The 25,639-nt window shown below is 64.5% G+C and carries 21 protein-coding genes; 11 read left to right on the plus strand and 10 right to left on the minus strand.

What is annotated here, in order from left to right; genetic code table 11:
* Window positions 1-145: 145 nt before the first annotated feature.
* The 4 genes from radC (at window position 146) to nadB (ending at window position 3,409) form a co-directional block, all read left to right on the plus strand.
* Complete coding sequence (gene radC, locus ACREXZ_RS20140) at window positions 146-931, plus strand: RadC family protein (protein WP_431765875.1); 786 nt, start codon at window positions 146-148, stop codon at window positions 929-931.
* A 256-nt stretch (window positions 932-1,187) separates the two neighbouring features.
* Window positions 1,188-1,421 (plus strand): 50S ribosomal protein L28, encoded by a 234-nt coding sequence (rpmB, locus tag ACREXZ_RS20145; protein ID WP_431765876.1) that lies wholly within the window; start codon window positions 1,188-1,190, stop codon window positions 1,419-1,421.
* A 10-nt stretch (window positions 1,422-1,431) separates the two neighbouring features.
* Window positions 1,432-1,599, plus strand: a complete 168-nt coding sequence (gene rpmG, locus ACREXZ_RS20150) for a 50S ribosomal protein L33 (protein WP_133647679.1) — start codon at window positions 1,432-1,434, stop codon at window positions 1,597-1,599.
* A gap of 211 nt (window positions 1,600-1,810) precedes the next feature.
* Window positions 1,811-3,409: an L-aspartate oxidase gene (gene nadB / locus ACREXZ_RS20155; protein ID WP_431765877.1), complete on the plus strand. Its 1,599-nt coding sequence runs from the start codon at window positions 1,811-1,813 to the stop codon at window positions 3,407-3,409.
* 225 nt (window positions 3,410-3,634) lie between these two features.
* On the opposite strand, the gene nadA is transcribed toward nadB, so the two are convergent.
* The 5 genes from nadA to purN form a co-directional block, all read right to left on the minus strand.
* Window positions 3,635-4,765, minus strand: coding sequence for a quinolinate synthase NadA (gene nadA / locus ACREXZ_RS20160; RefSeq protein ID WP_431765878.1), 1,131 nt, complete (start codon window positions 4,763-4,765; stop codon window positions 3,635-3,637).
* A gap of 120 nt (window positions 4,766-4,885) precedes the next feature.
* Window positions 4,886-6,082 (minus strand): DesA family fatty acid desaturase, encoded by a 1,197-nt coding sequence (locus tag ACREXZ_RS20165; protein ID WP_431765937.1) that lies wholly within the window; start codon window positions 6,080-6,082, stop codon window positions 4,886-4,888.
* A gap of 202 nt (window positions 6,083-6,284) precedes the next feature.
* Window positions 6,285-7,667, minus strand: coding sequence for a mechanosensitive ion channel family protein (locus tag ACREXZ_RS20170; RefSeq protein ID WP_431765938.1), 1,383 nt, complete (start codon window positions 7,665-7,667; stop codon window positions 6,285-6,287).
* A gap of 34 nt (window positions 7,668-7,701) precedes the next feature.
* Window positions 7,702-8,961 carry an RsmB/NOP family class I SAM-dependent RNA methyltransferase gene (locus ACREXZ_RS20175; RefSeq protein ID WP_431765879.1) on the minus strand — a complete coding sequence of 420 codons (1,260 nt, stop codon included), beginning with the start codon at window positions 8,959-8,961 and terminating at the stop codon, window positions 7,702-7,704.
* Complete coding sequence (purN, locus tag ACREXZ_RS20180) at window positions 8,958-9,617, minus strand: phosphoribosylglycinamide formyltransferase (RefSeq protein WP_431765880.1); 660 nt, start codon at window positions 9,615-9,617, stop codon at window positions 8,958-8,960. Before purN ends, ACREXZ_RS20175 begins: the two co-directional genes overlap by 4 nt.
* Before the next feature lie 120 nt (window positions 9,618-9,737).
* Between purN and ACREXZ_RS20185 the strand changes: the two genes are divergently transcribed.
* The 6 genes from ACREXZ_RS20185 (at window position 9,738) to dut (ending at window position 16,974) form a co-directional block, all read left to right on the plus strand.
* Window positions 9,738-10,733 carry a bifunctional riboflavin kinase/FAD synthetase gene (locus ACREXZ_RS20185; protein ID WP_431765881.1) on the plus strand — a complete coding sequence of 332 codons (996 nt, stop codon included), beginning with the start codon at window positions 9,738-9,740 and terminating at the stop codon, window positions 10,731-10,733.
* A gap of 119 nt (window positions 10,734-10,852) precedes the next feature.
* On the plus strand, window positions 10,853-13,690 hold the full coding sequence (gene ileS, locus ACREXZ_RS20190; RefSeq protein WP_431765882.1) for an isoleucine--tRNA ligase: 2,838 nt from the start codon (window positions 10,853-10,855) through the stop codon (window positions 13,688-13,690).
* On the plus strand, window positions 13,690-14,187 hold the full coding sequence (lspA, locus tag ACREXZ_RS20195; RefSeq protein WP_431765883.1) for a signal peptidase II: 498 nt from the start codon (window positions 13,690-13,692) through the stop codon (window positions 14,185-14,187). Before ileS ends, lspA begins: the two co-directional genes overlap by 1 nt.
* Before the next feature lie 57 nt (window positions 14,188-14,244).
* Window positions 14,245-15,468, plus strand: coding sequence for a bifunctional phosphopantothenoylcysteine decarboxylase/phosphopantothenate--cysteine ligase CoaBC (coaBC, locus tag ACREXZ_RS20200; RefSeq protein ID WP_431765884.1), 1,224 nt, complete (start codon window positions 14,245-14,247; stop codon window positions 15,466-15,468).
* Between the two features lie 22 nt (window positions 15,469-15,490).
* Window positions 15,491-16,495 carry an LLM class flavin-dependent oxidoreductase gene (locus ACREXZ_RS20205; RefSeq protein WP_431765885.1) on the plus strand — a complete coding sequence of 335 codons (1,005 nt, stop codon included), beginning with the start codon at window positions 15,491-15,493 and terminating at the stop codon, window positions 16,493-16,495.
* Between the two features lie 32 nt (window positions 16,496-16,527).
* Window positions 16,528-16,974 carry a dUTP diphosphatase gene (dut, locus tag ACREXZ_RS20210; protein ID WP_431765886.1) on the plus strand — a complete coding sequence of 149 codons (447 nt, stop codon included), beginning with the start codon at window positions 16,528-16,530 and terminating at the stop codon, window positions 16,972-16,974.
* A gap of 85 nt (window positions 16,975-17,059) precedes the next feature.
* Here the strand turns inward: dut and clpA are convergent, their stop codons facing one another.
* Entirely contained in the window at window positions 17,060-19,357 is a 2,298-nt protein-coding gene (gene clpA / locus ACREXZ_RS20215) for an ATP-dependent Clp protease ATP-binding subunit ClpA (RefSeq protein ID WP_431765887.1), read from the minus strand.
* Window positions 19,354-19,668, minus strand: a complete 315-nt coding sequence (gene clpS, locus ACREXZ_RS20220) for an ATP-dependent Clp protease adapter ClpS (protein ID WP_431765888.1) — start codon at window positions 19,666-19,668, stop codon at window positions 19,354-19,356. Before clpS ends, clpA begins: the two co-directional genes overlap by 4 nt.
* Window positions 19,669-20,206: 538 nt before the next feature.
* Here clpS and cspD point away from each other — a divergent pair.
* Window positions 20,207-20,413, plus strand: a complete 207-nt coding sequence (gene cspD, locus ACREXZ_RS20225; RefSeq protein WP_091011243.1) for a cold shock domain-containing protein CspD — start codon at window positions 20,207-20,209, stop codon at window positions 20,411-20,413.
* A gap of 96 nt (window positions 20,414-20,509) precedes the next feature.
* On the opposite strand, the gene ACREXZ_RS20230 is transcribed toward cspD, so the two are convergent.
* The 3 genes from ACREXZ_RS20230 to ACREXZ_RS20240 all read right to left on the minus strand — a co-directional run bounded on the left by ACREXZ_RS20230 (window position 20,510) and on the right by ACREXZ_RS20240 (window position 25,502).
* Entirely contained in the window at window positions 20,510-22,132 is a 1,623-nt protein-coding gene (locus tag ACREXZ_RS20230; protein ID WP_431765889.1) for a multicopper oxidase family protein, read from the minus strand.
* A gap of 173 nt (window positions 22,133-22,305) precedes the next feature.
* On the minus strand, window positions 22,306-22,620 hold the full coding sequence (locus ACREXZ_RS20235) for a hypothetical protein (RefSeq protein ID WP_431765890.1): 315 nt from the start codon (window positions 22,618-22,620) through the stop codon (window positions 22,306-22,308).
* A gap of 230 nt (window positions 22,621-22,850) precedes the next feature.
* Window positions 22,851-25,502 (minus strand): GH92 family glycosyl hydrolase, encoded by a 2,652-nt coding sequence (locus ACREXZ_RS20240; RefSeq protein WP_431765891.1) that lies wholly within the window; start codon window positions 25,500-25,502, stop codon window positions 22,851-22,853.
* Between the last annotated feature and the right edge of the window lie 137 nt (window positions 25,503-25,639).

A 25,639-nucleotide genomic window follows, 5' to 3' on the forward strand; every position in this document is an offset into this window, starting at 1 on the left:
GGAACGCGCCGCCGGCGCAGTCGGTGCGCACGGCGCGCGCATTGCGGCGCGACGCGCAAAGGCTCTATTGTAAGCCACATATCCCGCCCCGGTCGTGCGCCCGTCGCAGCATGCCGGGCATCGCCCCTACTCACGCAGGTCGCGCATGAACGACAACCTTTGTTTGCACGTCGACACCACGATTGACGCATCGCCCGATGCCCCGGCCGTGGTGGCCACCCGTGCGCTGGTCGCCGGTGTGCCTGCTGCTGCGCCCCCACGTCGCGGCCGCCGGATGCATCACGATATGCCGCGCGAACGGTTGCTCGAAGCGGGGCCCGGTACGTTGACGGACGTCGAACTCATTGCGCTGGTGCTCGGCTGCGGGCTCCCGGGCCAAAACGTGCTCGAGCTCGCACGCTCGCTGCTGTCCCGCTTCGGCTCGCTGCGTGCGATGCTCGACGCGACACCCGGCGATTTCGGCGGGATTCGCGGCATCGGGCCCGCCAAGACGGCTCAGTTGCTCGCCATTCTGGAGACCGCCCGCCGGGCGCTCGCCGAAAAAATCCGCGAGCGCCCAGTGATCGATTCGCCGGAAGCGGTGGAAGACTATCTCCGCCTGCTGATCGGCACGCGTCCCTATGAAGTGTTCGTCAGCCTGTTTCTCGACGCGCGGCACCGGCTGATCCGCTCGGAGGAGAGTTCGCGCGGCTCGCTGACCCGTATGGCGGTCTACCCACGCGAAATCGTGCGGCGCACGCTCGCGCTTAATGCGGCCGGGCTGATCGTCGCGCATAATCACCCTTCCGGCGCGGTCAAGCCGAGCGCCAGCGACCGGCGGCTCACCCGTATGCTGCGCGAAACGTTGGCCTTGATCGACGTGCAGCTGATCGATCATTTGATCGTCGGGGCGCAGGAGACCTTCTCGTTCGCCCGCGCCGGGCTGCCGTGAGGCCTGCCGCCCCGCCGCCGCGCCCTGCCGAGGCATTCCCGGCGGCCATGCAGCCCACTTCCGGTCCGCAAATAAGGTTTGATTTTTCGGCTTTTTTTCTGCTAGAATCGCGGTTTGCTTCTTTCCAACCCTGTTCTGAAGCCAGTCGGTCGAGGTCTTCCGAAAACCTAGAGAAAGCGCCAACCATCGGTGCATTCGCTTTTCGGAAACTTTCGTGGCGTCGAACTCAGAATTTAAGCGTATTAGGAGTGCTCTCATGGCACGCGTATGCCAAGTAACTGGGAAAGCGCCGATGAGCGGCAATAACGTTTCCCACGCGAACAACAAGACCAAGCGTCGTTTCCTCCCGAATCTGCAAAATCGCCGTTTCTGGGTCGAAAGCGAAAACCGTTGGGTGCGTCTGCGCGTTTCGAACGCCGGCCTGCGCCTGATCGACAAGAACGGCATCGACACCGTGCTCGCAGATGTGCGCGCACGCGGTGTAGCGTAAGGAGTAAATCATGGCCAAGGGCGCACGCGACAAGATCAAGCTGGAATCGACCGCAGGTACGGGTCACTTCTACACGACGACGAAGAACAAGCGCAACATGCCGGAAAAGATGGAGATCTCGAAGTTCGATCCCGTCGCCCGCAAGCATGTGGCGTACAAGGAAACCAAGATCAAGTAATCTCGGTTCCTGCTGCAACGAAAAAGCCCCGCCTCTGCGGGGCTTTTTGTTTTCTCCCAGGCTTTAACCTCACTCCCGCCTTTTCTCGAGCCGTGATCCTGCGAGCTTTCCCTCCCAGGCGCCCGCGCGTATCCTCTTTCGTTTGCCGGGACGCGCGGCATGCAGGCAGGCGCACGCGTCGCAACAACAGCGAAAAACGGAGAAGCAGAGCATGAACTTCGATGTGGCGATTGTCGGCAGCGGGCTCGCGGGTTTGAGCGTCGCACTGAATCTGGCGGAAACGCGGCGCGTCGCGGTAATAGCCAAACGCTCGTTGACCGACGGCGCGAGCGATTGGGCGCAAGGCGGCATCGCGGCCGTGCTCGATTCGACCGATAGCGTCGACAACCACGTCCGCGATACGCTCGTTGCCGGCGCCGGTCTCTGTGACGAAGCGGCGACGCGCTTCATCGTCGAGCACGGCCGCGACGCAATCGACTGGTTGATCGCGCAGGGCGTGCCCTTCACGAAAGACGATGCGGCCGAACTCGGCTTTCATCTGACTCGCGAAGGCGGCCACAGCCACCGCCGCATCATTCACGCCGCCGACGCGACTGGCCACGCCGTCATCGCGACGCTCAGCGAACGGGTCCGGCGCCATCCGAATATCACGCTGCTAGAAGATCACTACGCAATCGACCTGATCACATCGGACCGCCTCGGCCTGCCCGGGCGTCGCTGCCACGGCCTGTACGCGCTCGACCTCGCGAGCGGCCGCACCGTCACGATCGAAGCGCCGCACACCGTGCTTGCGACCGGCGGCGCGGGCAAGGTCTATCTCTACACGACGAACCCCGACACGGCGACCGGCGACGGCATCGCGATGGCCTGGCGAGCCGGCTGTCGCGTGTCGAACATGGAGTTCATCCAGTTCCATCCGACCTGCCTGTTCCATCCGTACGCGAAGTCGTTCCTGATCTCGGAAGCGGTGCGCGGCGAAGGCGGCATTCTCAAGCTGCCCGACGGCACGCGCTTCATGCCGAACCACGACGAGCGCGCCGAACTGGCGCCACGCGACGTCGTCGCGCGTGCAATCGACTTCGAGATCAAGAAGCGCGGCATCGATTGCGTGTATCTGGACATCAGTCATCAGCCAGCGGCATTTCTCGAGGAACACTTCCCGACGATCCTCGCACGTTGCCGCGAGTTCGGCATCGACATCACGAAAGAGCCAATTCCGGTCGTGCCGGCCGCGCACTACACGTGCGGCGGCGTCGTGACCGATCTGGCCGGCAGGACTGATCTTGCCGGTCTCTATGCGGTCGGCGAGACGTCGTGCACGGGCCTGCACGGCGCGAACCGGCTCGCGAGCAACTCGCTGCTCGAATGTATCGTGATCGGCCGCTCGGCCGCCGCCGCGATCGAGGAAGAAGGCTTCAGCGCTGCGGCCTACGCGCCGCTGCCGGATTGGGACGAAAGCCGCGTGTCCGATCCCGATGAAGAAGTGGTCGTCGCGCACAACTGGGACGAACTGCGCCGACTGATGTGGAATTACGTTGGGATCGTGCGGACCGACAAGCGCCTTGCGCGTGCGAAACATCGGCTCGCGATGCTGCGCGACGAGATCCACGAGTTCTACGCAAACTTCCGCGTGAGTCGCGATCTGCTCGAGCTGCGCAATCTGGTCGACGTCGCGTCGCTGATCGTCGACAGCGCGCGTTCACGGCGCGAAAGCCGCGGGCTGCATTTCAGCCGGGACTGGCCGGCCGCGTTGCCGAAGGCGCTGCCCACGGTGCTATCGCCGGAACGCGTGCGCAACCGCAACGTGTAACGCGCGCTCGAATGAAAATGCCATCGCGCGTCGCGATGGCACTCTCCAACCCGGCAATGAAACGCGACGAAGAGCCGTGCGTTAAATCACCCGCGTCGCGCATCGCGCCAAAAGCGAAGCAGTCGAACAACACGCATTCGACCACTCAGGTAGCCGCTGCAGCCACCTTCCATAGCTACTGCATCGACAACGCGACATCAAGCTACCCCTGCAGCATCGCGCCGATCACGCCGCCCCCACATTCGAAAAGAGCCCCCCGTCGCGCGCCAGATCGCCGCTCGTCTGCACACGCTTCTTGTGACGCGCGGCGAAGTCGAGCATCCGGTCGATCGGACGCTTCGCGCGCTCGCCGATGGTCGGATCGACGGCGATCTCGTTGTGACCGCGTTCGAGCACGTCGGCGAGATTGGCGAGGCCGTTCATCGCCATCCACGGACAGTGCGCGCAGCTCTTGCAGGTCGCGCTGTTGCCGGCGGTAGGCGCCTCGATAAAGGTCTTGCCCGGTGCCGCGAGCCGCATCTTGTGCAGGATGCCGAGGTCGGTTGCGACGATGAAATGCGTCGCGTCGAGCCGTTGTGCCGCATCGATCAGCTGGGTGGTCGAGCCGACCACGTCGGCCAGCGCGACGACGCCCGCCGGCGACTCGGGATGCACGAGCACCTTCGCATGCGGATATTCGGCGCGCAGCAGATCGAGCTCGATGCCCTTGAACTCGTCGTGCACGAGACACGAGCCCTGCCACAGCAACATATCCGCGCCGGTCTTGCTCTGGATGTAGCCGCCGAGATGCCGGTCCGGCGCCCACAGGATCTTTTCGCCGCGCGCATGCAGGTCGGCTACGATCTCGAGACCGATCGACGACGTCACCATCCAGTCCGCGCGCGCCTTCACCGCCGCGCTCGTATTCGCATACACGACGACCGTGCGGTCGGGATGCGCATCGCAGAACGCGGAGAATTCGTCGGCGGGACAGCCGAGATCGAGCGAACACGTCGCGTCGAGATCGGGCATCAGGATACGCTTGTTGGGGCTCAGGATCTTCGCGGTTTCACCCATGAAGCGCACGCCCGCGACGACCAGTGTCTGCGCGTCGTGATCGCGACCGAAGCGCGCCATCTCCAGCGAATCCGCGACGCAACCGCCCGTTTCGTCGGCGAGTTCCTGCAGTTCCGCATCGACGTAGTAGTGCGCGACGAGCACGGCCTTTTCGCGCGCGAGCAGCGCACGGATGCGTGCCTTCAACGCTGCTCTTTCTTCCGCCGACGGCGCGTCCGGCACCTTCGCCCACGCCTCGCCCACGCCGCATGTCATCCCCTGCGGCCGGTCGTATTCGACGCTCCTGATCGCCTGATTCATGAGTCACCTCTGCACTGCGGCCAGGCAGCGCGCGATGCAGCTCGCGCGGTGGCCTCCAAAAGAAAAAACCCCGCCAACGCGGGGTTTTCTGACGTACTGAAATTCTAAAGGATTTCGTGCTCAGGCGTAGCGGCGCAAACGCATCGCGAATTCCTGCAGCGCCTTGATGCCGCTTTGTTCGGCGCGATGACACCAGTCCTGCAACTGCGTCAGCAGCTGTTCGCGCGATACATTCGAACGCTCCCACATCGAAGCCAGTTCGCTACGCAGTTCGATATACGTGCGCAGCTTCTGGCTGTTCGCGAAGATCTGCGGCAGCTGGCGCTTCTGCGGTTCGTCGAGACCCGACTCTTCCTTGTGGAACCAGCCGCGCGCGCCACGCATCAGCTGATACTTTTCGCGCGCGCCCACTTCCTTCAGATGCGCGAGTTCCTGGCGGTACGCACGCTTGAGCGCCTTGCCGTAACGCGCCATCACTTCGTAGCGGTTGGCGAGCACGGCCTGCAGCGTCTCCTGATCGAGCACGAGCTTGCCGGCTGCGAGGCGCGGCGTCGGTGCGATCTTCTTCACCTTAGCGAGACGGAACGCGGACAGGATGCGGATGTACATCCAGCCGATATCGAACTCAAACCACTTGTTCGACAGCTTCGCTGAAGTCGCATACGTGTGGTGATTGTTATGCAGTTCTTCGCCGCCGATCAGGATGCCCCACGGCAAGATGTTCGTGCTCGCGTCGGCCGAGTTGAAGTTGCGGTAGCCCCAGAAATGCGCGAGACCGTTGACCACGCCGGCGGCCCAGAACGGAATCCAGATCATCTGCACGGCCCACACGCTCAGGCCGACGATCCCGAACAGCGCAACGTCGATAACCATCATCAGGCTGATGCCGAGAATCGGATACTTCGAATAAACGTTGCGTTCCATCCAGTCGTTCGGCGTGCCGTGGCTGAACTTGCGCATCGTCTCTTCGTTCTTCGCTTCCGAGCGGTAGAGTTCGGCGCCTTCCAGCAGCACCTTCCAGATGCCGCGCGTCTGCGGGCTATGCGGGTCTTCTTCGGTTTCGCATTTCGCGTGGTGCTTGCGGTGAATCGCAGCCCACTGACCGGTCAGCATGCCGGTGGTCATCCACAGCCAGAGCCGGAAGAAGTGGCTCGCGGCAGGATGCAGATCGAGCGCGCGATGCGCCTGGTGACGGTGCAGATAAACCGTCACACCGATGATCGTCACGTGCGTCATCGCCAGCGCGAACAGCACGATCTGCCACCACGAAAAACGCAGCAGGCCGTGGGCCAGAAAATCAAGCGAGGAGTTCAGCAAGGTCATCTACCTGTAGCTCGAAAAAACATCCGCACGAGGCGGGTGTCAAGAAAGTGAAAGCATGTGCCGGGGTTCGTCGGCATTTTACTAGAACCGTTCCAAGTGTTTGTAACAAATGGGGATTTTTTTGTTGCGCTTCAAGGGGGCGAGCCTTCGGTGGACCCAAAAAATCACCGCTCCGACGTGTCCGCGGCCGCGTGCTTCAGCGTGCAGCGGGCTCCGGCGGGGCGTTGCCCGCCGGGCTCGCTTCGTTCGCAGCGGCTCCGGTCATTGTTACCGCCTGCGGCAGGATGTCGCTGGCCCCGCCGACGATGCGCACTTCGCGCTGCGCGTACGGGATCGAAATGCCGTGTTCGACGAACAGTCGCCAGATGTTGCGGTTCACCGCCGAGCGCACCGAGGCCGTGCCGGTCGCCGCATCCTCGATCCAGAAGCCGAGTTCGAGATTGATCCCATCCGCGCCGAAGCTCGCGAGATACGGCGTCGGCGCCGGCTCCTGCAGCACGCGATCTACGCCGTGGGTCGCGTCGACCAGCAGCGCCATCGCGCGCTCGACGTCCGACGTGTACGCCACCTGCACCGCGGCCTTCGCATAGCCGCGCGTCAGGTACGACGACTGGTTCTGCACGACATCGGTGATCAGCTTCTCGTTCGGAATCAGCGTCTCGTTGCCGTCGAGCCCGCGCACCACCGTATAACGCGTGCGGATCTGCGTGACCATGCCCTGCAGGCCACCCACGTTGATCGTGTCGCCAAGGCGCAGCGAGCGGTCGATCAGGATGATGAACCCCGACACATAATTGCTCGCGATCTTCTGCAGCCCGAAGCCGAGCCCCACGCCGAGCGCACCGCCGAACACGCCGAGCACCGTGATATCGATACCGACCAGCGACAGACTGATCAACACCGCGGCCAGGATCAACAGCGCCCGGCCGACGCGCGCGAGCACCACCTTCAGGTTCGCATCGAGCGTGCGCGAGCGCATCAGCCGGTCTTCGAAGGTCGAGCCGAGCCACATCGCGACGATCATCGTCACGCACACCCACAAGATACCGGTCAGCAGCGACAGCAGCGTAATGTGCGTATTGGCGATGCGAAACCGCACGCTCGCCATCCACGCGATCACCTGGTCCTGGATACCCAGCACGGTGAGCACCATGCCTGCCCACACCGCGAGCGACACGAGCTTCTCGACGAGGGAGAGCCACACATGCGTCTCACCGTCCGAGCCGAACACCCGCCGCGCGACGAAGAACACGATGTAGATCAGGCCGATCCCGAACAGCGGCACGAGTGCGAGGTCGAGCAGCGACGTGGACATGAACTGCTCGGTGATCGCCTGCGCGATCAGCACGAGCACGCCGCCCACCAGCGGGAAGAACGCCTTGTTCAGGCTTTCCGCCCCGAAGCGCAGCGTCTGGTAGCGCGTCTGGCGCCGCAGGTCGAGCGTCCGCCGCAGCAGCCGCGCGAGCACCCATGCCAGCGTCAGCGTGCCGAGCAGCACGCCAACCTGCCACGCGATCCCCGGCTGGCCGAAATCGCGCGCGAGGCCGCCGAGCATGTGTGAAAACAGGCGATCTGACAGTGACATGAGATCTGAGGTCGTGAAGTCGGCGGGCCTAGCCTCGACGTTCCAGCACGGCGGCAAAGAAGCCGTCGGTCGCATGGCGATGCGGCCACAGCGACAGATACTCGCCAGTGTCGAGATCGATGCGCTGCTCGGCGAGGACGTCGCGCGCGGGCACCAGTGCGAACTCCGCGTGATCCGCGAGGAACTGCTGCACGATCGCTTCGTTCTCCGCGTCGAGCACGCTGCACGTCGCGTAGATGAGCCGGCCGCCCTTCTTCACCAGACGTGAAGCACTCGCGAGAATCGACGCCTGCTTCGGCGTCAGTTCGGCGATCGATTGGGGTGTCTGCCGCCACTTCAGGTCGGGATTGCGGCGCAGCGTGCCGAGCCCACTGCACGGCGCGTCGACCAGCACGCGGTCGATCTTGCCGGCAAGGCGCTTGATCTTCGCATCGTGCTCGCTGTCGATCAGCACCGGGTTCACGTTCGACAGGCCGCTGCGCGCGAGCCGCGGCTTGAGCTTCGCGAGCCGCCGGTCGGAGATGTCGAACGCATACAGCCGGCCGGTGGAACGCATCATCGCACCGAGCGCGAGCGTCTTGCCGCCGGCGCCCGCGCAGAAATCGACGACCATCTCGCCACGCTTCGGTGCGACGATCGAACATAGCAGCTGGCTGCCTTCGTCCTGCACCTCGATCCAGCCGTCCTGGAACGCGTCGAGCTTCGTCAGCGGCGGCTTGCCGACCACCCGCACGCCGAACGGCGCGAACGGCGTCGCGCCCGCTTCGATGCCGGCCTTGCCGAGCGCATCGAGCACCTGATCGCGGGTCGCCTTCTGCGGATTGGCGCGCAGATCGAGCGGCGCGGGGTAATTCAGCGCGGCGGCCAGTTGCGCGAGTTCCTCGGGCGAGAAGCGTTTGCCGAGCGCATCGCAGAGCCAGTCGGGCAGATTCATCCGGATGCGCAGCGGCAGGCTCTCCGGATCGATCTTCGCCACGTGTTCGAGCCACGTGCTTTCGGCGTCCGACACGAACGGCTTCAGCGCGTTGCGGCCGGCCGTCTGCATCAGGCCGAGCAGCGCGAGGCGCCGCGCGGGGCTGCCGTTGCCGCTCTCGGCCAGATGCGCGAACTCCATCCGGCGACGCAACACCGCGAACACCGCCTCCGCGATCACGCCGCGTTCGCCATGCCCAAGCTTCGGGTGCGCCCGGAAAAAGCGGCTGGTCGCGGCATCGGCGGGGCCGGCAAACTTCAGCACGTCCGCGAGCAGCGTTTCGGTTTGTCCAATCAGAAATCCGTGCAGTCTCATGCGCCCTCCCCGGCGTGGCTGGTCGTATCGGCGAAGAGCCACTGCGGCTCGGACGGTGTCAGCACGACGCGCAGTCCGTCGAGCGCGAGGCGCCCTTCAACGAACCAGCGCACCGCGCGCGGATAAAGAATATGTTCGACGGCAAGCACGCGCGCGGCAAGCGCCACGGCGTCGTCGCCCGCCTGCACGGGCACGACCGCCTGCGCGACGATCGGACCGTGATCGAGTTGCGGCGTGACGAAGTGCACCGACGCGCCGTGCACATGCACGCCCGCATCGAGCGCCTGTTGATGTGTCTTCAGGCCGGGAAAGCACGGCAGCAGCGACGGATGGATGTTCAGCATGCGGCCCGCGTAGCGCTCGACGAAGCCGGTCGTCAGGACGCGCATGAAGCCCGCGAGCACCAGCAGATCGGGCGAGAAACGGTCGATTTCCGCGGCGAGCGCGGCGTCGAAAGCGGTACGGTCAGAGAACTGGCGGTGGTCGACGACCGCCGTGGCAATGCCTTGCGACGCCGCGAACGCGAGGCCCGCGGCGTCGGGACGGCTGGCAATCACAGCGGCGACCTGCGCCGGCCAGCGATCGCGCTCACACGCGCGAACGATGGCTTCCATGTTGCTGCCCCGCCCCGAAATCAGGATAACGAGTTTTTTCATCCGCGGATTTTATCATCCGGGAGGAGGCGGAACGGCGCAGCGGCGCCGCGGCCGGCCTGTAGCGTTTATAATCATTTGTTTTGCGGCACTCCAGCCGCGCCAATCGACGCCCCCGCTATCGTGAGAGTTTTCCGCGGTCTTCCCAATGCCGAAAGCCGTGCGCCGTGCGCATTGACGATCGGCAATTTCGACGGTGTCCACCGCGGACATCAGGCGTTGCTCGCGCACGTGCGCGCCGCCGCCGATGCACGCGGACTGCCCGTCTGCGTGATGACCTTCGAACCCCACCCGCGTGAATTCTTCAACCCGGCCGGCGCGCCGCCGCGTATCGCGATGCTGCGCGACAAGCTCGAGGCGCTGCGGATGAACGGCGTCGATCGCGTCGTCGTCGAGCACTTCAACCAGACCTTCGCGAGCCAGTCGCCGGATACGTTCGTCGAACGGATCATCGTCAACGGGCTGCACGCGCGCTGGGTGATGATCGGCGATGACTTCCGCTACGGCTCGAAGCGTGCCGGCGACTTCGCTTCGCTGAAGGCCGCGGGCGATCGCTACGGCTTCGAAGTCGAACAGATGGCGACCGTCGCCGATCCGTCCGGCGCGCGCATCTCCAGTTCCGGCGTGCGCGCCGCGCTGGTCGCCGGCGATCTCGATGCGGCGCGCGCGGCGCTCGGCCGCGACTACGTGATCAGCGGCCACGTCGTGCACGGTCTGAAGCTCGGACGCGACCTCGGCTTCCCTACGCTGAACCTGCCGATCGCGCACAAACGTCCGGCGCTCGCGGGCATTTTCGTCGTCCGTGTACACGGCGTCGAAGACCAGCCGTTGCCGGGCGTCGCGAGCCTCGGCTTGCGGCCCACCGTCGACGACTCAGGCCGCGTGCTGCTCGAAGTCCATCTACTCGACTGGCACGGCGACGCCTACGGCAAACTCGTGCGCGTCGAATTCCTGAAGAAGCTGCGCGACGAAGAGAAATACATCGATCTCGAAACGCTGACCGCTGCGATTGCCCGCGACGTCGACCATGCGCGCGAGTGGTTCGCCGCGGCGGGCGTTGCATCGCCGGGCAGCCGCTCGACGGGTTTCGCCACCTCGGCCACCGACCGAATTAGCTAGCCGCGCGGACCGCGCCGGCCCAGCGCCCGCACGGTCCGATCGCCGCATCCAGCAAGGCTCGCTCATTGCGCGGGCCGCACACTGACCGCGCACTTATACCGTATTCAACCGACCTCATTATGAGCAACAAGAAAGCCGATTCGAAACCGCAGGCCCGCTACCCGGTCAACCTGCTCGACACGCCGTTTCCGATGCGCGGCGACCTGCCGAAGCGCGAGCCGCAGTGGGTCAAGGAGTGGCAGGAAGGCCGAGTCTACGAGAAGATCCGCGAGGCGTCGAAGGGACGCAAGAAGTTCATCCTGCACGACGGCCCGCCGTACGCGAACGGCGACATCCACCTCGGCCACGCGGTGAACAAGATCCTGAAGGACATGATCGTCAAGGCGCGCAATCTCGCGGGCTTCGACGCCGTCTACGTGCCGGGCTGGGACTGCCACGGCATGCCGATCGAAATCCAGATCGAAAAGCAGTTCGGCAAATCGCTGCCGGCCGCTGAAGTGATGGAAAAGGCGCGCGCGTATGCGACCGGCCAGATCGAGAAGCAGAAGGTCGGCTTTCGCCGCCTGGGCGTGCTCGGCGACTGGGACAATCCGTACCGCACGATGAACTTCGCAAACGAGGCCGGCGAAATCCGCGCGCTCGCGAAGATCATCGAAAAGGGCTACGTGTTCCGCGGCCTGAAGCCGGTGAACTGGTGCTTCGACTGCGGCTCGGCACTCGCCGAGGCGGAAGTCGAGTACAAGGACAAGACCGACCCGACCATCGACGTGCTGTTCGCGTTCGCCGATCCGGAGAAGACCGCGCGCGCGTTCGGCCTCGCGGCGTTGCCGCGCGCCGAAGGCGGCATCGTCATCTGGACCACGACGCCGTGGACCATTCCCGCGAACCAGGCGCTGAACGTGCATCCGGAAGTGGTCTACGCGCTCGTCGATACGCCGCGCGGCCTGCTGATCCTCGCTCAGGAGCGCGTCGAAGCGTGCCTGAAGGACTTCGAGCTGACCGGCAACGTGATCGCGACCACGCCCGGCGAGAAGCTCGCGAACCTGCGCTTCCATCATCCGCTCGCGTCCGCGCATCCGGGCTACAAGCGCACGGCGCCGGTGTACCTCGGCGACTACGTGACGACCGAGACCGGCACCGGCATCGTCCATTCGTCGCCGGCCTATGGTGTCGAAGACTTCGTGTCGTGCAAGGCGCACGGCATGGCCGATTCCGACATCATCAACCCGGTGATGGGCGACGGCCGCTACATCGAATCGCTCGCGCTGTTCGGCGGTCTGTCGATCTGGGCGGCGAACCCGCAGGTCATCGACGCGCTGCGGCACGCCGGCACGCTGCTGCGCAGCGAGAAGTACACGCACAGCTACATGCACTGCTGGCGCCACAAGACGCCGATCATCTATCGCGCGACGTCGCAGTGGTTCGCGGGCATGGACGTGAAGCCGAACGACAGCGACCGCACGCTGCGCGAGACCGCGCTCGCGGGTATCGAGGCGACCGCGTTCTATCCGTCGTGGGGCAAGCAACGCCTCTTCTCCATGATCGCGAACCGGCCCGACTGGACGTTGTCGCGTCAGCGGCAATGGGGCGTGCCGATGGCGTTCTTCGTACACAAGGAAACCGGCGAGCTGCATCCGCGCACGCTTGAGTTGCTCGGGCAGGTCGCGCAACGCGTCGAGGTGGGCGGCATCGAGGCATGGCAGACGCTCGATCCGCGCGAGCTGATCGGCGACGACGCGAACCTGTACGAGAAGAACCGCGACACACTCGACGTCTGGTTCGATTCGGGCACGACGCACTGGCACGTGCTGCGCGGCTCGCACAAAGATTCACTGCAGTTCCCTGCCGACCTGTACCTCGAAGGCTCGGACCAGCATCGCGGCTGGTTCCATTCGTCGCTGCTGACCGCGTCGATGCTCGACGGCCGGCCGCCGTACAACGCGCTGCTCACGCACGGCTTCACCGTCGACGGCGAAGGCCGCAAGATGAGCAAGTCGCTCGGCAACGGCATCGATCCGCACGAAGTCGCGAACCGGCTGGGTGCGGAAATCATCCGGCTGTGGATCGCGTCGACCGACTATTCGGGCGAACTCGCGATCTCCGAGGAAATCCTGAAGCGCGTGACGGAGAGCTATCGCCGCATCCGCAACACGCTGCGCTTCCTGCTCGCGAACCTGTCGGACTTCGACTTCGCCGCGCACGCGCGTCCGGTCGAAGAGTGGCTCGAGATCGATCGCTACGCGGTGGCGCTGACGTCCGCGCTGCAGACCGACGTGCTCGCGCACTACGACAAGTACGAGTTCCATCCGGTCGTCGCGAAGCTACAGACGTTCTGCTCGGAAGATCTTGGCGGCTTCTATCTCGACGTGCTGAAGGACCGCCTCTACACCAGCGCGCCCGACTCGACCGCGCGCCGCGCCGCGCAGACCGCGCTCTATCACATCGCGCACGGGTTGCTGCGGATCATGGCGCCATTCCTGTCGTTCACCGCCGAAGAAGCATGGAAGGTGTTCCAGCCGGGCAGCGACACGGTGTTCATCGGTACGTATCACGTGTATCCCGACGTGAAGGACAGTGCCGCGCTGATCGACAAGTGGGCGCTGCTGCGGTCGGTGCGCAGCGACGTCACGAAGGCGCTCGAGGAAGCGCGCGTTGCGAACCTGATCGGCTCGTCGCTGCAGGCCGAGGTCGAGATTCGCGCGAGCGGTGCACGTCACGATGCGCTGGCCAGCCTTGGCGCGGACCTGAAGTTCGTGCTGATCACGTCGGCGGCGACGGTCGTGCGCGTCGACAGCGAAGCGGACGAAGGCGTCGAGGTCATCGCGTCGAAATATCTGAAGTGCGAGCGCTGCTGGCACTACCGCGCGGACGTCGGCGAGAACGCCGAACACCCGACACTGTGCGGACGCTGCATCGGCAATCTGTTCGGCAGCGGTGAAACGAGGAGCGCGGCATAATGGCCAGAACCCTGTCGAAATCGGGCGGATCGCTCGCGCCGTGGCTGGGCGTCGCACTGATCGTCATTCTGTTCGACCAGTTGACGAAGATCGCCGTCGTGCGAGTGTTCGCCTACGGTCGCCCGTACGAACTGACGCCGTTCTTCAACCTGCTGCTGATGTTCAACCGCGGTGCGGCGTTCAGCTTCCTCGCGGCGGCCGGCGGCTGGCAGCGCTGGGCGTTCACCGCGCTCGGCATCGTTGCTGCGCTCGTGATCTGCTATCTGCTGAAGCGGCACGGCACGCAGCGCCTGTTCTGCACGTCGCTGTCGCTGATTCTCGGCGGCGCGCTAGGCAACGTGATCGACCGGCTGATGTATGGCCACGTGATCGACTTCCTCGACTTTCACGTGCGCGCATGGCACTGGCCGGCGTTCAATCTCGCCGACAGCGCGATCACGATCGGCGCCGCGCTGCTCGTGTTCGACGAACTGCGGCGCGTGCGCGGCGCGCGCTGAGACGGTTTCAAAACCGGCGCGCTGCGCCGGCGGCACTTGCTTAGTCGGAGGCTTGCGTTGGCGACTGTCACAAGCGGAGAACTCGCAGGAAAACATCTCGTCCTCGGTCTGACGGGTGGCATCGCCTGCTACAAGATCGCCGAGCTCACGCGCCTGCTGGTCAAGGCCGGCGCGAGCGTGCAGATCGTGATGACCGACTCGGCCACGCAGTTCATCACGCCGGTCACGATGCAGGCGCTATCGGGCCGTCCGGTCTACACGAGCCAGTGGGATGCGCGCATCGCGAACAACATGCCGCACATCGATCTGTCGCGCGAAGCGGATGCGATCGTGATCGCGCCGGCGTCGACCGATTTTCTCGCGAAGCTCGCACACGGCATGGCCGACGATCTGCTGTCCACGCTGTGCATCGCGCGCGACTGTCCACTGCTCGTCGTCCCCGCGATGAACCGGCAGATGTGGCAGAACCCGGCCACGCAACGCAACGTCGCGCAACTGCGCGGGGACGGCGTCGAAGTGCTCGGCCCGGACTCCGGCCCGCAGGCGTGCGGCGAAGTCGGCGACGGCCGGATGCTCGAACCCGAAGCGACCTACGAAGCGATCGCATCGTTCTTCCATCCGAAGCTGCTTGCCGGACATCGCGTGCTGCTGACCGCGGGTCCGACCTTCGAGCCGCTCGATCCGGTGCGCGGCATCACGAACCGCTCGAGCGGCAAGATGGGTTTCGCGCTTGCGCGCGCGGCACAGCAGGCGGGCGCCGACGTGCATCTGGTGGCCGGTCCGGTCGGTCTCGACACGCCGTGGGGCGTCTACCGCGAAGACGTGCAGACCGCGCAGCAGATGCACGACGCGGTCATGCGCGCGGTGCCCGACTACGACATCTTCATCGGTGTGGCGGCGGTAGCCGACTGGCGCGTCGATCATCCGAGCGCGCACAAGATCAAGAAGACGGCCGACAAGCCAATGCCGTCGTTCACGTTCGTCGAGAACCCCGACATCCTCGCGGCCGTTGCGAAGCTGTCGCATCCGCCGTTCTGCGTCGGCTTCGCGGCGGAGAGCGGCGACCTCGACGTGCACGGCGAAGAAAAGCGCGTGCGCAAGAACGTGCCGCTGCTGATCGGCAATCTCGGCCCGCTGACATTCGGTCTCGACGACAACGAAGTCGTGCTGTTCGAAGCGGGCCGCGCGACGAAGTTGCCGCGCGCGGACAAGCGCTCGCTCGCCAGCGCGCTGATCGCCGAGATTGCGAAGCGACTGCCCGATACGAGCCTGATCCGCTGACTTCATCTGGAGCGGTACTGTCATGACGCGACTTTCCGTGCTCGATCAAACGCCCGTGATCGATGGGCACTCGGTAGCCGATGCAATTGCGGCGACCGTCGAACTCGCGCAGCTCGCCGACGATCTCGGCTACACGCGCTACTGGTGCGCCGAGCACCACGGGCTGCGTGGCGTATCGAATCCCTGTCCCGAAGTAATGCTCGCGCGGCTCGGCAGCGTGACGAAGCGCATCCGCATCGGCTCCGGCGGCGTGATGCTGCCGTACTACAGTCCGTTCAAGCTCGCCGAGCAGTTCCTGATGCTCGAGGCGCTGTTCCCGAACCGCATCGATCTCGGTGTCGGGCGAGCACCCGGCGGCGACATGCGGACCGCCCAGGCGGTCGCAGCGGGTGCGTACAACCGCGGTGATATCTTTCCGCAGCAGGTCGCCGAACTGGTCGGGCTGATGAACGGCACCCTGCCCGCCGACCACATCGCGCATGGCGTGCTTCTGCAGCCAGAAGTCGATACACGGCCGGAACTGTGGGTGCTTGGATCGAGCGACTTCGGTGGACTGCTCGCTGCGCAGCTCGGTGTCCGTTTCGCGTTCGCGCATTTCATCAACGCGCACTTTGGACAGCAAGTCGCGCAGGCGTATCGCGAACGCTTCACCGTCGGCAACGAAGCGCGTCCGTACCTCGCGGCCGCGGTGTTCGCGATCTGCGCGGACACCGAACAGGAAGCCGCCGACCTCGAAAAAGCGGTCGATCTGCGCCGCGTGCAGATGGCCTACGGATTGAACGCACCGATCCCGTCGATCGAACAAGGCCTCGCGCAGGAATACGGCGAACGCGAACAACTGGTGATCGCGCGCGAAAAACCGCGCAGCGTGATCGGCACGCCCGACACCGTGACCGAGCGGCTGCTCGCGCTGAAGGACGAGTTCGAGGCCGACGAACTGATCGTGCTGACCGTCGCGGGCAGCTACCGCGCGCGGCTGCGCTCGTACGAACTGCTTGCCGACGCGTTCCAGCTGACAACACGCTGAACTTCTCTCCCCACCTTCTTTCCCGATACCGCATGAAACTCGACCTGAAGATTCTCAACCCGAAGATGCGCGACCAGCTTCCGCACTACGCGACGCCGGGCAGCGCGGGCCTCGACCTGCGGGCGTGCCTCGACGCGCCGCTGACGCTCGAACCCGGACAGACCGTGCTCGTGCCGACGGGCCTCGCGATCCACGTCGGCGATCCGGGCTACGCGGCGCTGATCCTGCCGCGCTCGGGCCTCGGCCATAAACACGGCATCGTGCTGGGAAATCTGGTGGGCTTGATCGATTCGGATTATCAGGGCGAGCTGATGATCTCGACGTGGAACCGCGGCCAGACCACCTTCACGCTGAATCCGTTCGAACGGCTCGCGCAGCTGGTGATCGTGCCGGTCGTGCAGGCGCAGTTCAATATCGTCGACGACTTCGAAGAGAGCGCGCGCGGCGCGGGCGGTTTCGGCAGCACCGGCAAGCACTGAGGCACCAGGCGCGGGCTGAGCACCAAAGAAAAACGGCGCGGGTTTTAAAAACCCGCGCCGTTTTTTTACTTGCTGCTCTTAACGCTTACTCGACTTCGACCGCTTCCGGATTCGGATTGCCCGGCTCCGAGTGCTCGTCGAACGTCAGCTGCACCTTGTCGTTCCCGTCGACGTCGACCGTCACGCGGCCGCCGGTCACCAGCTTGCCGAACAGCAGTTCGTCGGCCAGCGCGCGGCGGATCGTGTCCTGGATCAGGCGCTGCATCGGCCGTGCACCCATCAACGGATCGAAACCGTGCTTCGCGAGATGCGCGCGCAGCGCGTCGGTGAAGAGCGCGTCGACCTTCTTCTCGTGCAACTGGTCTTCAAGCTGCATCAGGAACTTGTCGACCACGCGCATGATGATTTCTTCATCGAGCGAGCGGAAGCTGATCGTCGCGTCCAGACGGTTGCGGAACTCCGGCGTGAACATCCGCTTGATATCGGTCATTTCGTCGCCGGTTTCGCGCTTCGTCGTGAAACCGATCGTCGACTTCTGCATCGACTCGGCACCCGCGTTCGTCGTCATGATGATGATGACGTTGCGGAAGTCCGCCTTGCGGCCGTTGTTGTCCGTCAGCGTGCCGTGATCCATCACCTGCAGCAGCACATTGTAGATGTCCGGATGCGCCTTCTCGATTTCGTCGAGCAGCAGCACGCAGTGCGGCTTCTTCGTGACGGCTTCGGTCAGGAGGCCGCCCTGGTCGAACCCGACGTAGCCCGGCGGCGCGCCGATCAGACGGCTCACCGCATGACGTTCCATGTACTCCGACATGTCGAAGCGCAGCAGTTCGATGCCCATCGTGAACGCGAGTTGCCGCGCCACTTCGGTCTTGCCGACGCCGGTCGGACCGGAGAACAGGAACGCGCCGATCGGCTTGTCCGTCTTGCCGAGGCCCGCGCGCGCCATCTTGATCGCGGCGGACAGCGCGTCGATGGCCGGGTCCTGCCCGAACACCACGCTCTTCAGATCGCGATCGAGCGTCTGCAGTTTGCTGCGGTCGTCCTGCGACACGCTCTGCGGAGGGATGCGAGCGATCTTCGAAATGATTTCCTCGATCTCGCCCTTGCCGATCGTCTTCTTCTGCTTCGACTTCGGCAGGATACGTTGGGCCGCACCGGCTTCATCGATCACGTCGATCGCCTTGTCCGGCAGATGACGGTCGGTGATGAAGCGGGCCGACAGTTCAGCCGCCGCCGACAGCGCGCCCGACGAATACTTCACGCCGTGGTGCTCTTCGAAACGCGACTTCAGGCCGCGCAGGATCGCCACCGTCTGCTCGACGGTCGGTTCGGCCACGTCGACTTTCTGGAAGCGGCGCGACAGCGCAGCGTCCTTCTCGAAGATGCCGCGGTATTCGGTGAACGTCGTTGCGCCGATGCACTTCAGCACACCCGACGACAGCGCGGGCTTCAGCAGATTCGATGCATCGAGCGTGCCGCCCGACGCGGCACCCGCGCCGATCAGCGTATGAATTTCGTCGATGAACAGAATGGCGTGCGGCCGTTCCTTCAATTCCTTCAGCACCGTCTTCAGGCGTTGCTCGAAATCGCCGCGATACTTCGTGCCGGCGAGCAGCGCGCCCATGTCGAGCGAATAGACCTGTGCATCCGCGAGGATGTCCGGCACTTCGCCGCGCGTAATGCGGTAGGCGAGGCCTTCGGCGATCGCCGTCTTGCCGACGCCCGCCTCACCAACCAGCAGCGGATTGTTCTTGCGCCGACGGCACAGCACCTGCACGACACGCTCGACCTCGGCTTCGCGCCCGATCAACGGATCGATGCGGCCGTCCTTCGCCATCTGGTTCAGGTTCTGCGTGAACTGCGCGAGCGGCGTTTCCTTCTGCGCACCGGCTTCATCGGATTCGGCATTCGCGTCGCTCGCTTTCGCGGCGTCGGTACTGCTCGTCTTCGCGATGCCGTGCGAAATGAAATTCACGACGTCGAGCCGCGTGACGCCCTGCTGCTGCAGGTAGTACACCGCGTGCGAATCTTTCTCGCCGAAGATCGCCACCAGCACGTTCGCGCCGGTCACTTCCTTCTTGCCGTTCGACGTTGACTGCACATGCATGATCGCGCGCTGGATCACGCGCTGGAAACCGAGCGTGGGTTGCGTGTCGACGTCGTCCGTGCCTGGCACGGTCGGCGTGTTGTCATGAATGAAGTTGCGCAGGTTCTGCCGCAGATCTTCGATGTTGGCCGCGCATGCGCGCAACACCTCTGCGGCCGTCGGATTGTCCAACAGGGCCAGTAAAAGATGTTCGACCGTTATGAACTCGTGCCTTGCCTGGCGTGCTTCCATGAACGCCATGTGCAGGCTGACTTCCAGTTCCTGGGCAATCATGCTTCCTCCATCACACACTGCAGCGGATGCCCGGCCTGCCGTGCGTGGGTAACGACTTGCTCGACTTTGGTCGACGCGATGTCCCGCGTATAGACCCCACAGACTCCCCTACCTTCGCGATGTACCTTCAACATGATCTGCGTTGCGGTTTCACGATCTTTATTGAAATACTCCTGCACGATCATCACGACAAATTCCATCGGCGTGAAGTCGTCATTCAGCAGCACCACCTGATACATGGATGGCGGTTTCAGCTTTTGTTCCTGCCGCTCCAGTACGGTGCCGTCCTGCTTGTCCGGAATAATCGCCATACACCCATTCTAAACAACTCGGACAGGCCCGCAATCCTGCCAAAACCCCGACCGGTCGGCCGGTGACCGTTGCCCGGAGGCCCGATGACCAGCGTTGCCGGCGCGAGCGTTCCGCGACGAGCCGAGTGCGGTGCCGGCCCTCCCGAAAGTCGTTGCTGCATCCTGAAAACCATCGTCGGATCGAGTATCGCATAACCCGCCGGAAGCGGTTGGCGGCTCAGCGTTCCCGCATGACCCGCTACGCTGCATGTGAGTCGATTATGCGTCTTTTCAAGACTGCACGCTCGTACGGTCGCACATAAGAAAAGCGGGAAAAACCCTGAAAATGGGATTCACGCAACGGCCCGCCGCGCGTCTCAAAATTTTCTTGACACTCGAATTAAGAGCCTCAACAATCAAGCTGGCACTTTTTTCAACCAGCCTATATTTCGAAAAAATGCCGATGGTGAGCTTGTGAGGAGGGGGCGGCTGCAACCCGCGGTCGTTAAGCTTTTCGAGCGTGCTCGTGGTGGGAACATGAGTTACAGGGGAAGTTGGTATGTCAACTGGTACAGTCAAATGGTTCAATGACGCGAAAGGTTTCGGATTCATTACGCCCGACGAAGGCGGTGAGGATCTGTTCGCACACTTTTCGGCAATCCAGATGAATGGGTTCAAGACCCTCAAGGAAGGCCAGAAGGTAAGCTTCGAGGTCGTGCAAGGCCCGAAAGGCAAACAGGCATCGAACATCCAGGCTGCCGCCTGACCCCGTTCGATTCCCGACCCTCGGAAACCCGGCTTCGCGCCGGGTTTTTTCATTCAGCGGTCACATCGCGCAGTGCTCTGATCGCTCCGATTAGTTTCAGACGACCTTGAGCGTGCCCATCATCCCGAGATCCTCGTGCTCGAGGATGTGGCAGTGGAACATCCGCTCGCCCGCCATCCGCTGCACCGTCGAAATGCGCACGGTCTCATCGGGCTCGACGTTCACGGTGTCGCGCCACGCGCGATAAGGCTCCGGCGTCGCCACGCCGCCGCGCACCCGCTCGATCACCTGAAACTGCGTGCCGTGCAGATGGAACGGGTGATCCATGTCGGTGCGATTTTCGATCGACCAGATCTCTACGTCGCCGCGCCGGCTCGTCAGCGTGACGCGAGCGGGGTCGAACGTCGCGCCGTTGACCATGAACGTCATCCCGGCAGGCATGCCGTGCGCGGACGCGCCGGGTTTGTCGGGCTTATGCATCGCCGCCATGTCCATCTGTTCGGAAAACACGACCGATTGCTTCGCGGCGGGTGCGCCCAGCGGCTCGATCGTGCGCAGCGTCGCGGGCAGTTCGCGCGGCGCCCCCGAACCGGCCGGAGGCGCGAACGCGAGATCCGCGAGTGCGTGTGCGGGGTCGGCGGGCAGGCTGCCGTGCGACATCGACATCGCCATCTTGCGGCGATCGTAGACGTCGGCGGTGAGCACCGTCTGCTGCGGCCGCGCACCCGCGCGCACGATCAGTTCGGCGCGCTCGCCCGGCGCGAGCAGCAGCTCGGTCAGACGGTCGCGCGGCCGCTCCAGCAAACCGCCGTCGGTGCCGACCTGGGTGAACGGCACGCCCGGCGACAGCAGCAGATAGCGCGCGTTGCACCCATTCCAGACGCGCCAGCGCTCGTCCTTCGCGACGACGATGCGCGGCCGGCGCGCACCGTTGACCAGCACGAACTGCCCTTCGCGGCCGTTCATCCAGTCCATCATGTCGTTCGGCGGGATCGTGCCGTCCGCAGCCAGCTTCAGGTCCGAGAAGAACAGATGACGCTCGGGCCAGGCAGCGAGCGGATCGTTGGCGGCACGCACGACGATCGGACCGGCCAGCCCGCGAAACACCTGCTCGGCGGACATCATGTGCGGATGCGGGTGATACCAGTACGTGCCGGCACTGCCGGGCGGCAGCGTGAACCGGTAGACCCGCGTTGCGCCCGGTGCGACCGGATCGGACGGATTGCCGTCCTGATCGGGCGGTACGGGCAGACCGTGCCAGTGAATCGTCGATGGCTGCGCGAGACGGTTGACGAAGCGGATCTCGACGGTATCGCCTTCGCGTACGTCGATCAGTGGCCCGACGACCGGCCCTTGCGAGGTACCACCATTCATCGGATCGTACTGCCAGAACGTCGTGGATTTGCCCGCCAGCATGTTGCGCTGGACCGGATGAGCAACCAGCGTCGCGCGAAACACACCCGGCTCGCGACTTTCATTCGCGAGCACGCGCAGCGGCGCGAGCGGACGCCCCGCCGGCAGCGCGTCGACAGCAGCGAGCGGCGCCGGAGCGTGTGCGGCAGCGCCCGCCTTGTGTGACATACCCGACATGCCGTCCATCCCTGCCATGCCCGCCATATCGTGCATGCCTTGCGACGCCTGCTGCGCAAACGCACCGCGACCGGCCAGCGAAGCCGCCGTCGCGGTCAACGTGCGAATCAAAAATTCTCTGCGGATCATCGATCGATTCCTCTTTGCTCGCGCACGCTGATGCCACTCGGGCCCTGTCGCGTGCGCATTCGTTCATTCTGGGAACGGCCATGGGCTGCGCGAATGCGCGGCAGGCCGTCGTCCTCGCAGCGTGCCGCAGGCGTCGCGTGACATGAGTCGCGCAAGCGGGCGGCACGGCAACATCAGGCGATCGGCGGACGCAGCAGCGGTGCGTACGAAATGCTCGCTCGACGGGAACCGGCAGCCAGCGGTGGCTGCGATGCATCGGGTGTCCATGGCTCGAAGCGGTAGGCGACGAACAGCGCGCCGCAATGCGCACCGCACATCGTCGTGCAGCACGACGCGTGGCTGTGCTCGCAGTGCAGCGCATCGCAATGCACACCCTGCACGTGCTCCGCCGTCGCGACGCGATGCACGACCTGCACATCGTGTTCATGCGCGGCCACGCGCTGCGTGAACAGCAGCGCGATCGACAGCACGATGAGGATTCGCCACAACGAGGACATGCGACGCGGATGAGGAGAGTGGAAAAGGCGTGCGGGCATCATACCGCAGCGCGTCGCCGCACCCGGTCGATCCGGGCAACACCGATGCCGCGAACGTCACGCGCAACTGAACAAGGAAAACCCTGGCGAGTCGCCTCGCCAGGGTTCGGAAAACAGCAGCCAATAAAAGCAACCCGCCACCGCATCCGCGCCTCACCCCAGCGCGGATGCAGCCCGCCGATTCAAGGCTGCGGCTTCGCCAGCGCCTGCGTGTAGTCCGCGCCCGGTCCGGACGGCGGCGCGAGCGCGGTGCCGGTCGCCCAGTCGGTCGGAGTCGCCGACAGCGTGTAGGTCAACGTGCCGCCGTTGGCGATCGCCGCAACGGGCAGCCACGATCCCTGATACGTCTTGCCGTTCAGCTGCACGGACTTGATATACGGCTTGCCGTTCAGCAGCGCTTCGTCGTCGGCCTCGATCCGCAGCTTCTTCGTGCCATCGCCGAGCCAGACGGTCATCCCCTTGAATTGCGGTGTCGACATCGCGAGGCCGGGCGCCGAAGGAATCACCGGATACAGCCCGAGGCTCGCCCATACATACCATCCGGACGTCGCGCCCAGATCGTCGTTGCCGGGCAGGCCGCCTGGGTCGTTGGCAAAGGTCTCCGTCATCACAATCGGAATCACACGCTGCGTGAGCTGCGGCGTGCCGGTCCAGTTGTACGCCCATGGCGTCTGCAGCGAAGGTTCGTTACCGATATACAGCGTGCTGCCACCCTCCCCGCTGTTCAGCGTCGAAGCGCTCGGCAACGGGCCACCGTACGGATTGCTCGCGTTCAGTCCGAACAGCGCGTTCAGCTGTGTGATTGCAGCCGTATTGCCGCCGAGCGCTGCGTTCAGCGCCGTGTAGTCGTGGCGGATCGTCCAGATGTAGTTCGGCTCGGTCGATTCGTGGAAGCCGCCGTTTTGCGGATCGTCGAACACCCACTGCCCGCTCGAACTCTTCGGCACGAGTCCCTTCGTCACGCCGAAGTAGTTCTGGCTCGCCGGAATGTTCGCGTCGAAGATGTTCATCCAGTTGCCCGCGCGCTTGTGCAGCGCCGTCACGCTGCTCGCATCCTGCGACAGACCGAGAGCGGCGAGAAAATTGCCGATCGACTCGTCGGCGGTCATCATCTCCAGTGTCACCGATCCCGCGTGATGATTCACCGAGACGTCAGTGGAAACATAGCCGTTCGTTTGATAGAAGCTGCCGACTGCCTGCGAGCCCGCGCTCCAATCCACGCTCGGCTTGTCGTTGCACGCGCCTTCCGTGAACGCACTGCCCGGGCCGCCGGTTCCGAACGCCGACTGCAGCATGTACTTGCGCGCGGTCGACGTATCGAACGAGCGCGCGCCGAACGCGTAGGCCCCGGCAATCACGTTGGGCGCATGATCGCCTTCCATCGGCGTCGTGTCGTCGCTGCCATCGACCCAATGCGGAAACGCACCGCACTGACTCGCGTCGGCGACGAGCGACTGCATCATGTCGCTCACTTCGCCCGGAAACAGCAACGCCTGAAGCTGCGTCTCCGAACGATACGTGTCCCACAGCGAGAAACCCGAGTAGTGCGTGCGGTACGCGTTCGCGTTGCCGGGCACCGGATACTGCGACACGTTCGCAGTCGGTCGCGCAGGGGCCGTGTTGGCCGGCGCGTTGAGATTGGTCTGCTGCATGCTGCGGTAGTCGCCGTTAACGTCGCTGTAGACGGTCGGACCCGTCATCGTGTGGTACAGCGCCGTGTAGAACTGGGTCACATAGCTGGTCGCGGCCTGCGCTTTCGTACCGAGACTCGCCATGGCACCGGTCTGCGCGAGGTCGAGTTGCACGGTGTTGAGCCGGTGATTCCAGATCGCATCCTGGTTCGTTCGCACCGTATCGAACGACCAGCCCGGGTTTTCCGTCGTCAGGTTCAGTTTCGCGTTGGCGACGCTGACCGACGAGATGCCGACCTTCACCTGCACGACCGTCGAGGTCCCTGCGGCCGCGGGGGCGAACGCGAGAGTCGCGACGCCGTTCGACACGCTGGTCTTCTTCGGATCGAGCGCGGTATCGAAGACGATGTAGAAATACACCGGCTTGTACCAGGTCCCGCCACAGAACGAGCCGACCACCGTTTGACCGGACACCACGCCGGCGGTCGTATCGGCGGCGATGGTGACAAGCGACGGCGACACGCCGCCCTTCATGCCGTTGCTCTTCAGCGCGTTGACGACGAGCGTCGGCGTCGACCCTGCCGGATAAGTCAACCGGGCCATGCCGGTGCGCGTCGTCGCGGTGAATTCATTGACGATGCCGTTGCCGGTCTTCACCTTGTAGTAGCCAGGCGATGCGCTTTCGTCCGCATGCGAGAAGGTCAGTGGTCCGCCGCCGGGAATCATCGCGACGGCGCCCTGACCACGGCAACCGGGCCCTTGCAGATGCGTGAGACTGAAGAAGTCGATGCTCGAATCTTCATAGAAGTAGCCGCCCGACCCCTCCCCATACGGCGACCCGCTGCCGGGCGTGTCCGGACCGAAGCTGACCATGCCGAACGGCGTTTCCGCTGCCGGGTTGAGGTTGCCGGGATAGCCCGAAAGACCCGTGTCCGGCGTATCGGTACCAATGAACACGTTGACGAATTTCGTCAGGCCCGCAATGTCGGTGCGCGTGACAGGCGGTGTGACTGCAGGCGGACTGGTGGTCGGATTAGCGGTTGGGTTGCTCGTGACCGGCGTGCCCGCACCACCGCTCCCTACCCCCGCTCCGCTGCTCCCGCTCGTATGCGTCGCGGACTGCGGCGACCCGACGTCGCCGCCGCAACCGGCGAGCGCCGCGACGCTCGCGATAACGACCGCGAGCTTCTGTATATTTTTCATGTTTATCTCCCTGTCGACGGCAGTTGGCGCTTCAGCACCTGCTGCCGTCCCATGCAACGTAGTTGTATTGAATGCATCGTGACGACGCGGCTCGACGGCTGCTGCGATCGGCGCGCGTTGCCGCAAGCCGATCGTGT

This window comes from Paraburkholderia sp. (assembly GCF_050742655.1).
Classification (GTDB): Bacteria; Pseudomonadota; Gammaproteobacteria; order Burkholderiales; family Burkholderiaceae; genus Paraburkholderia.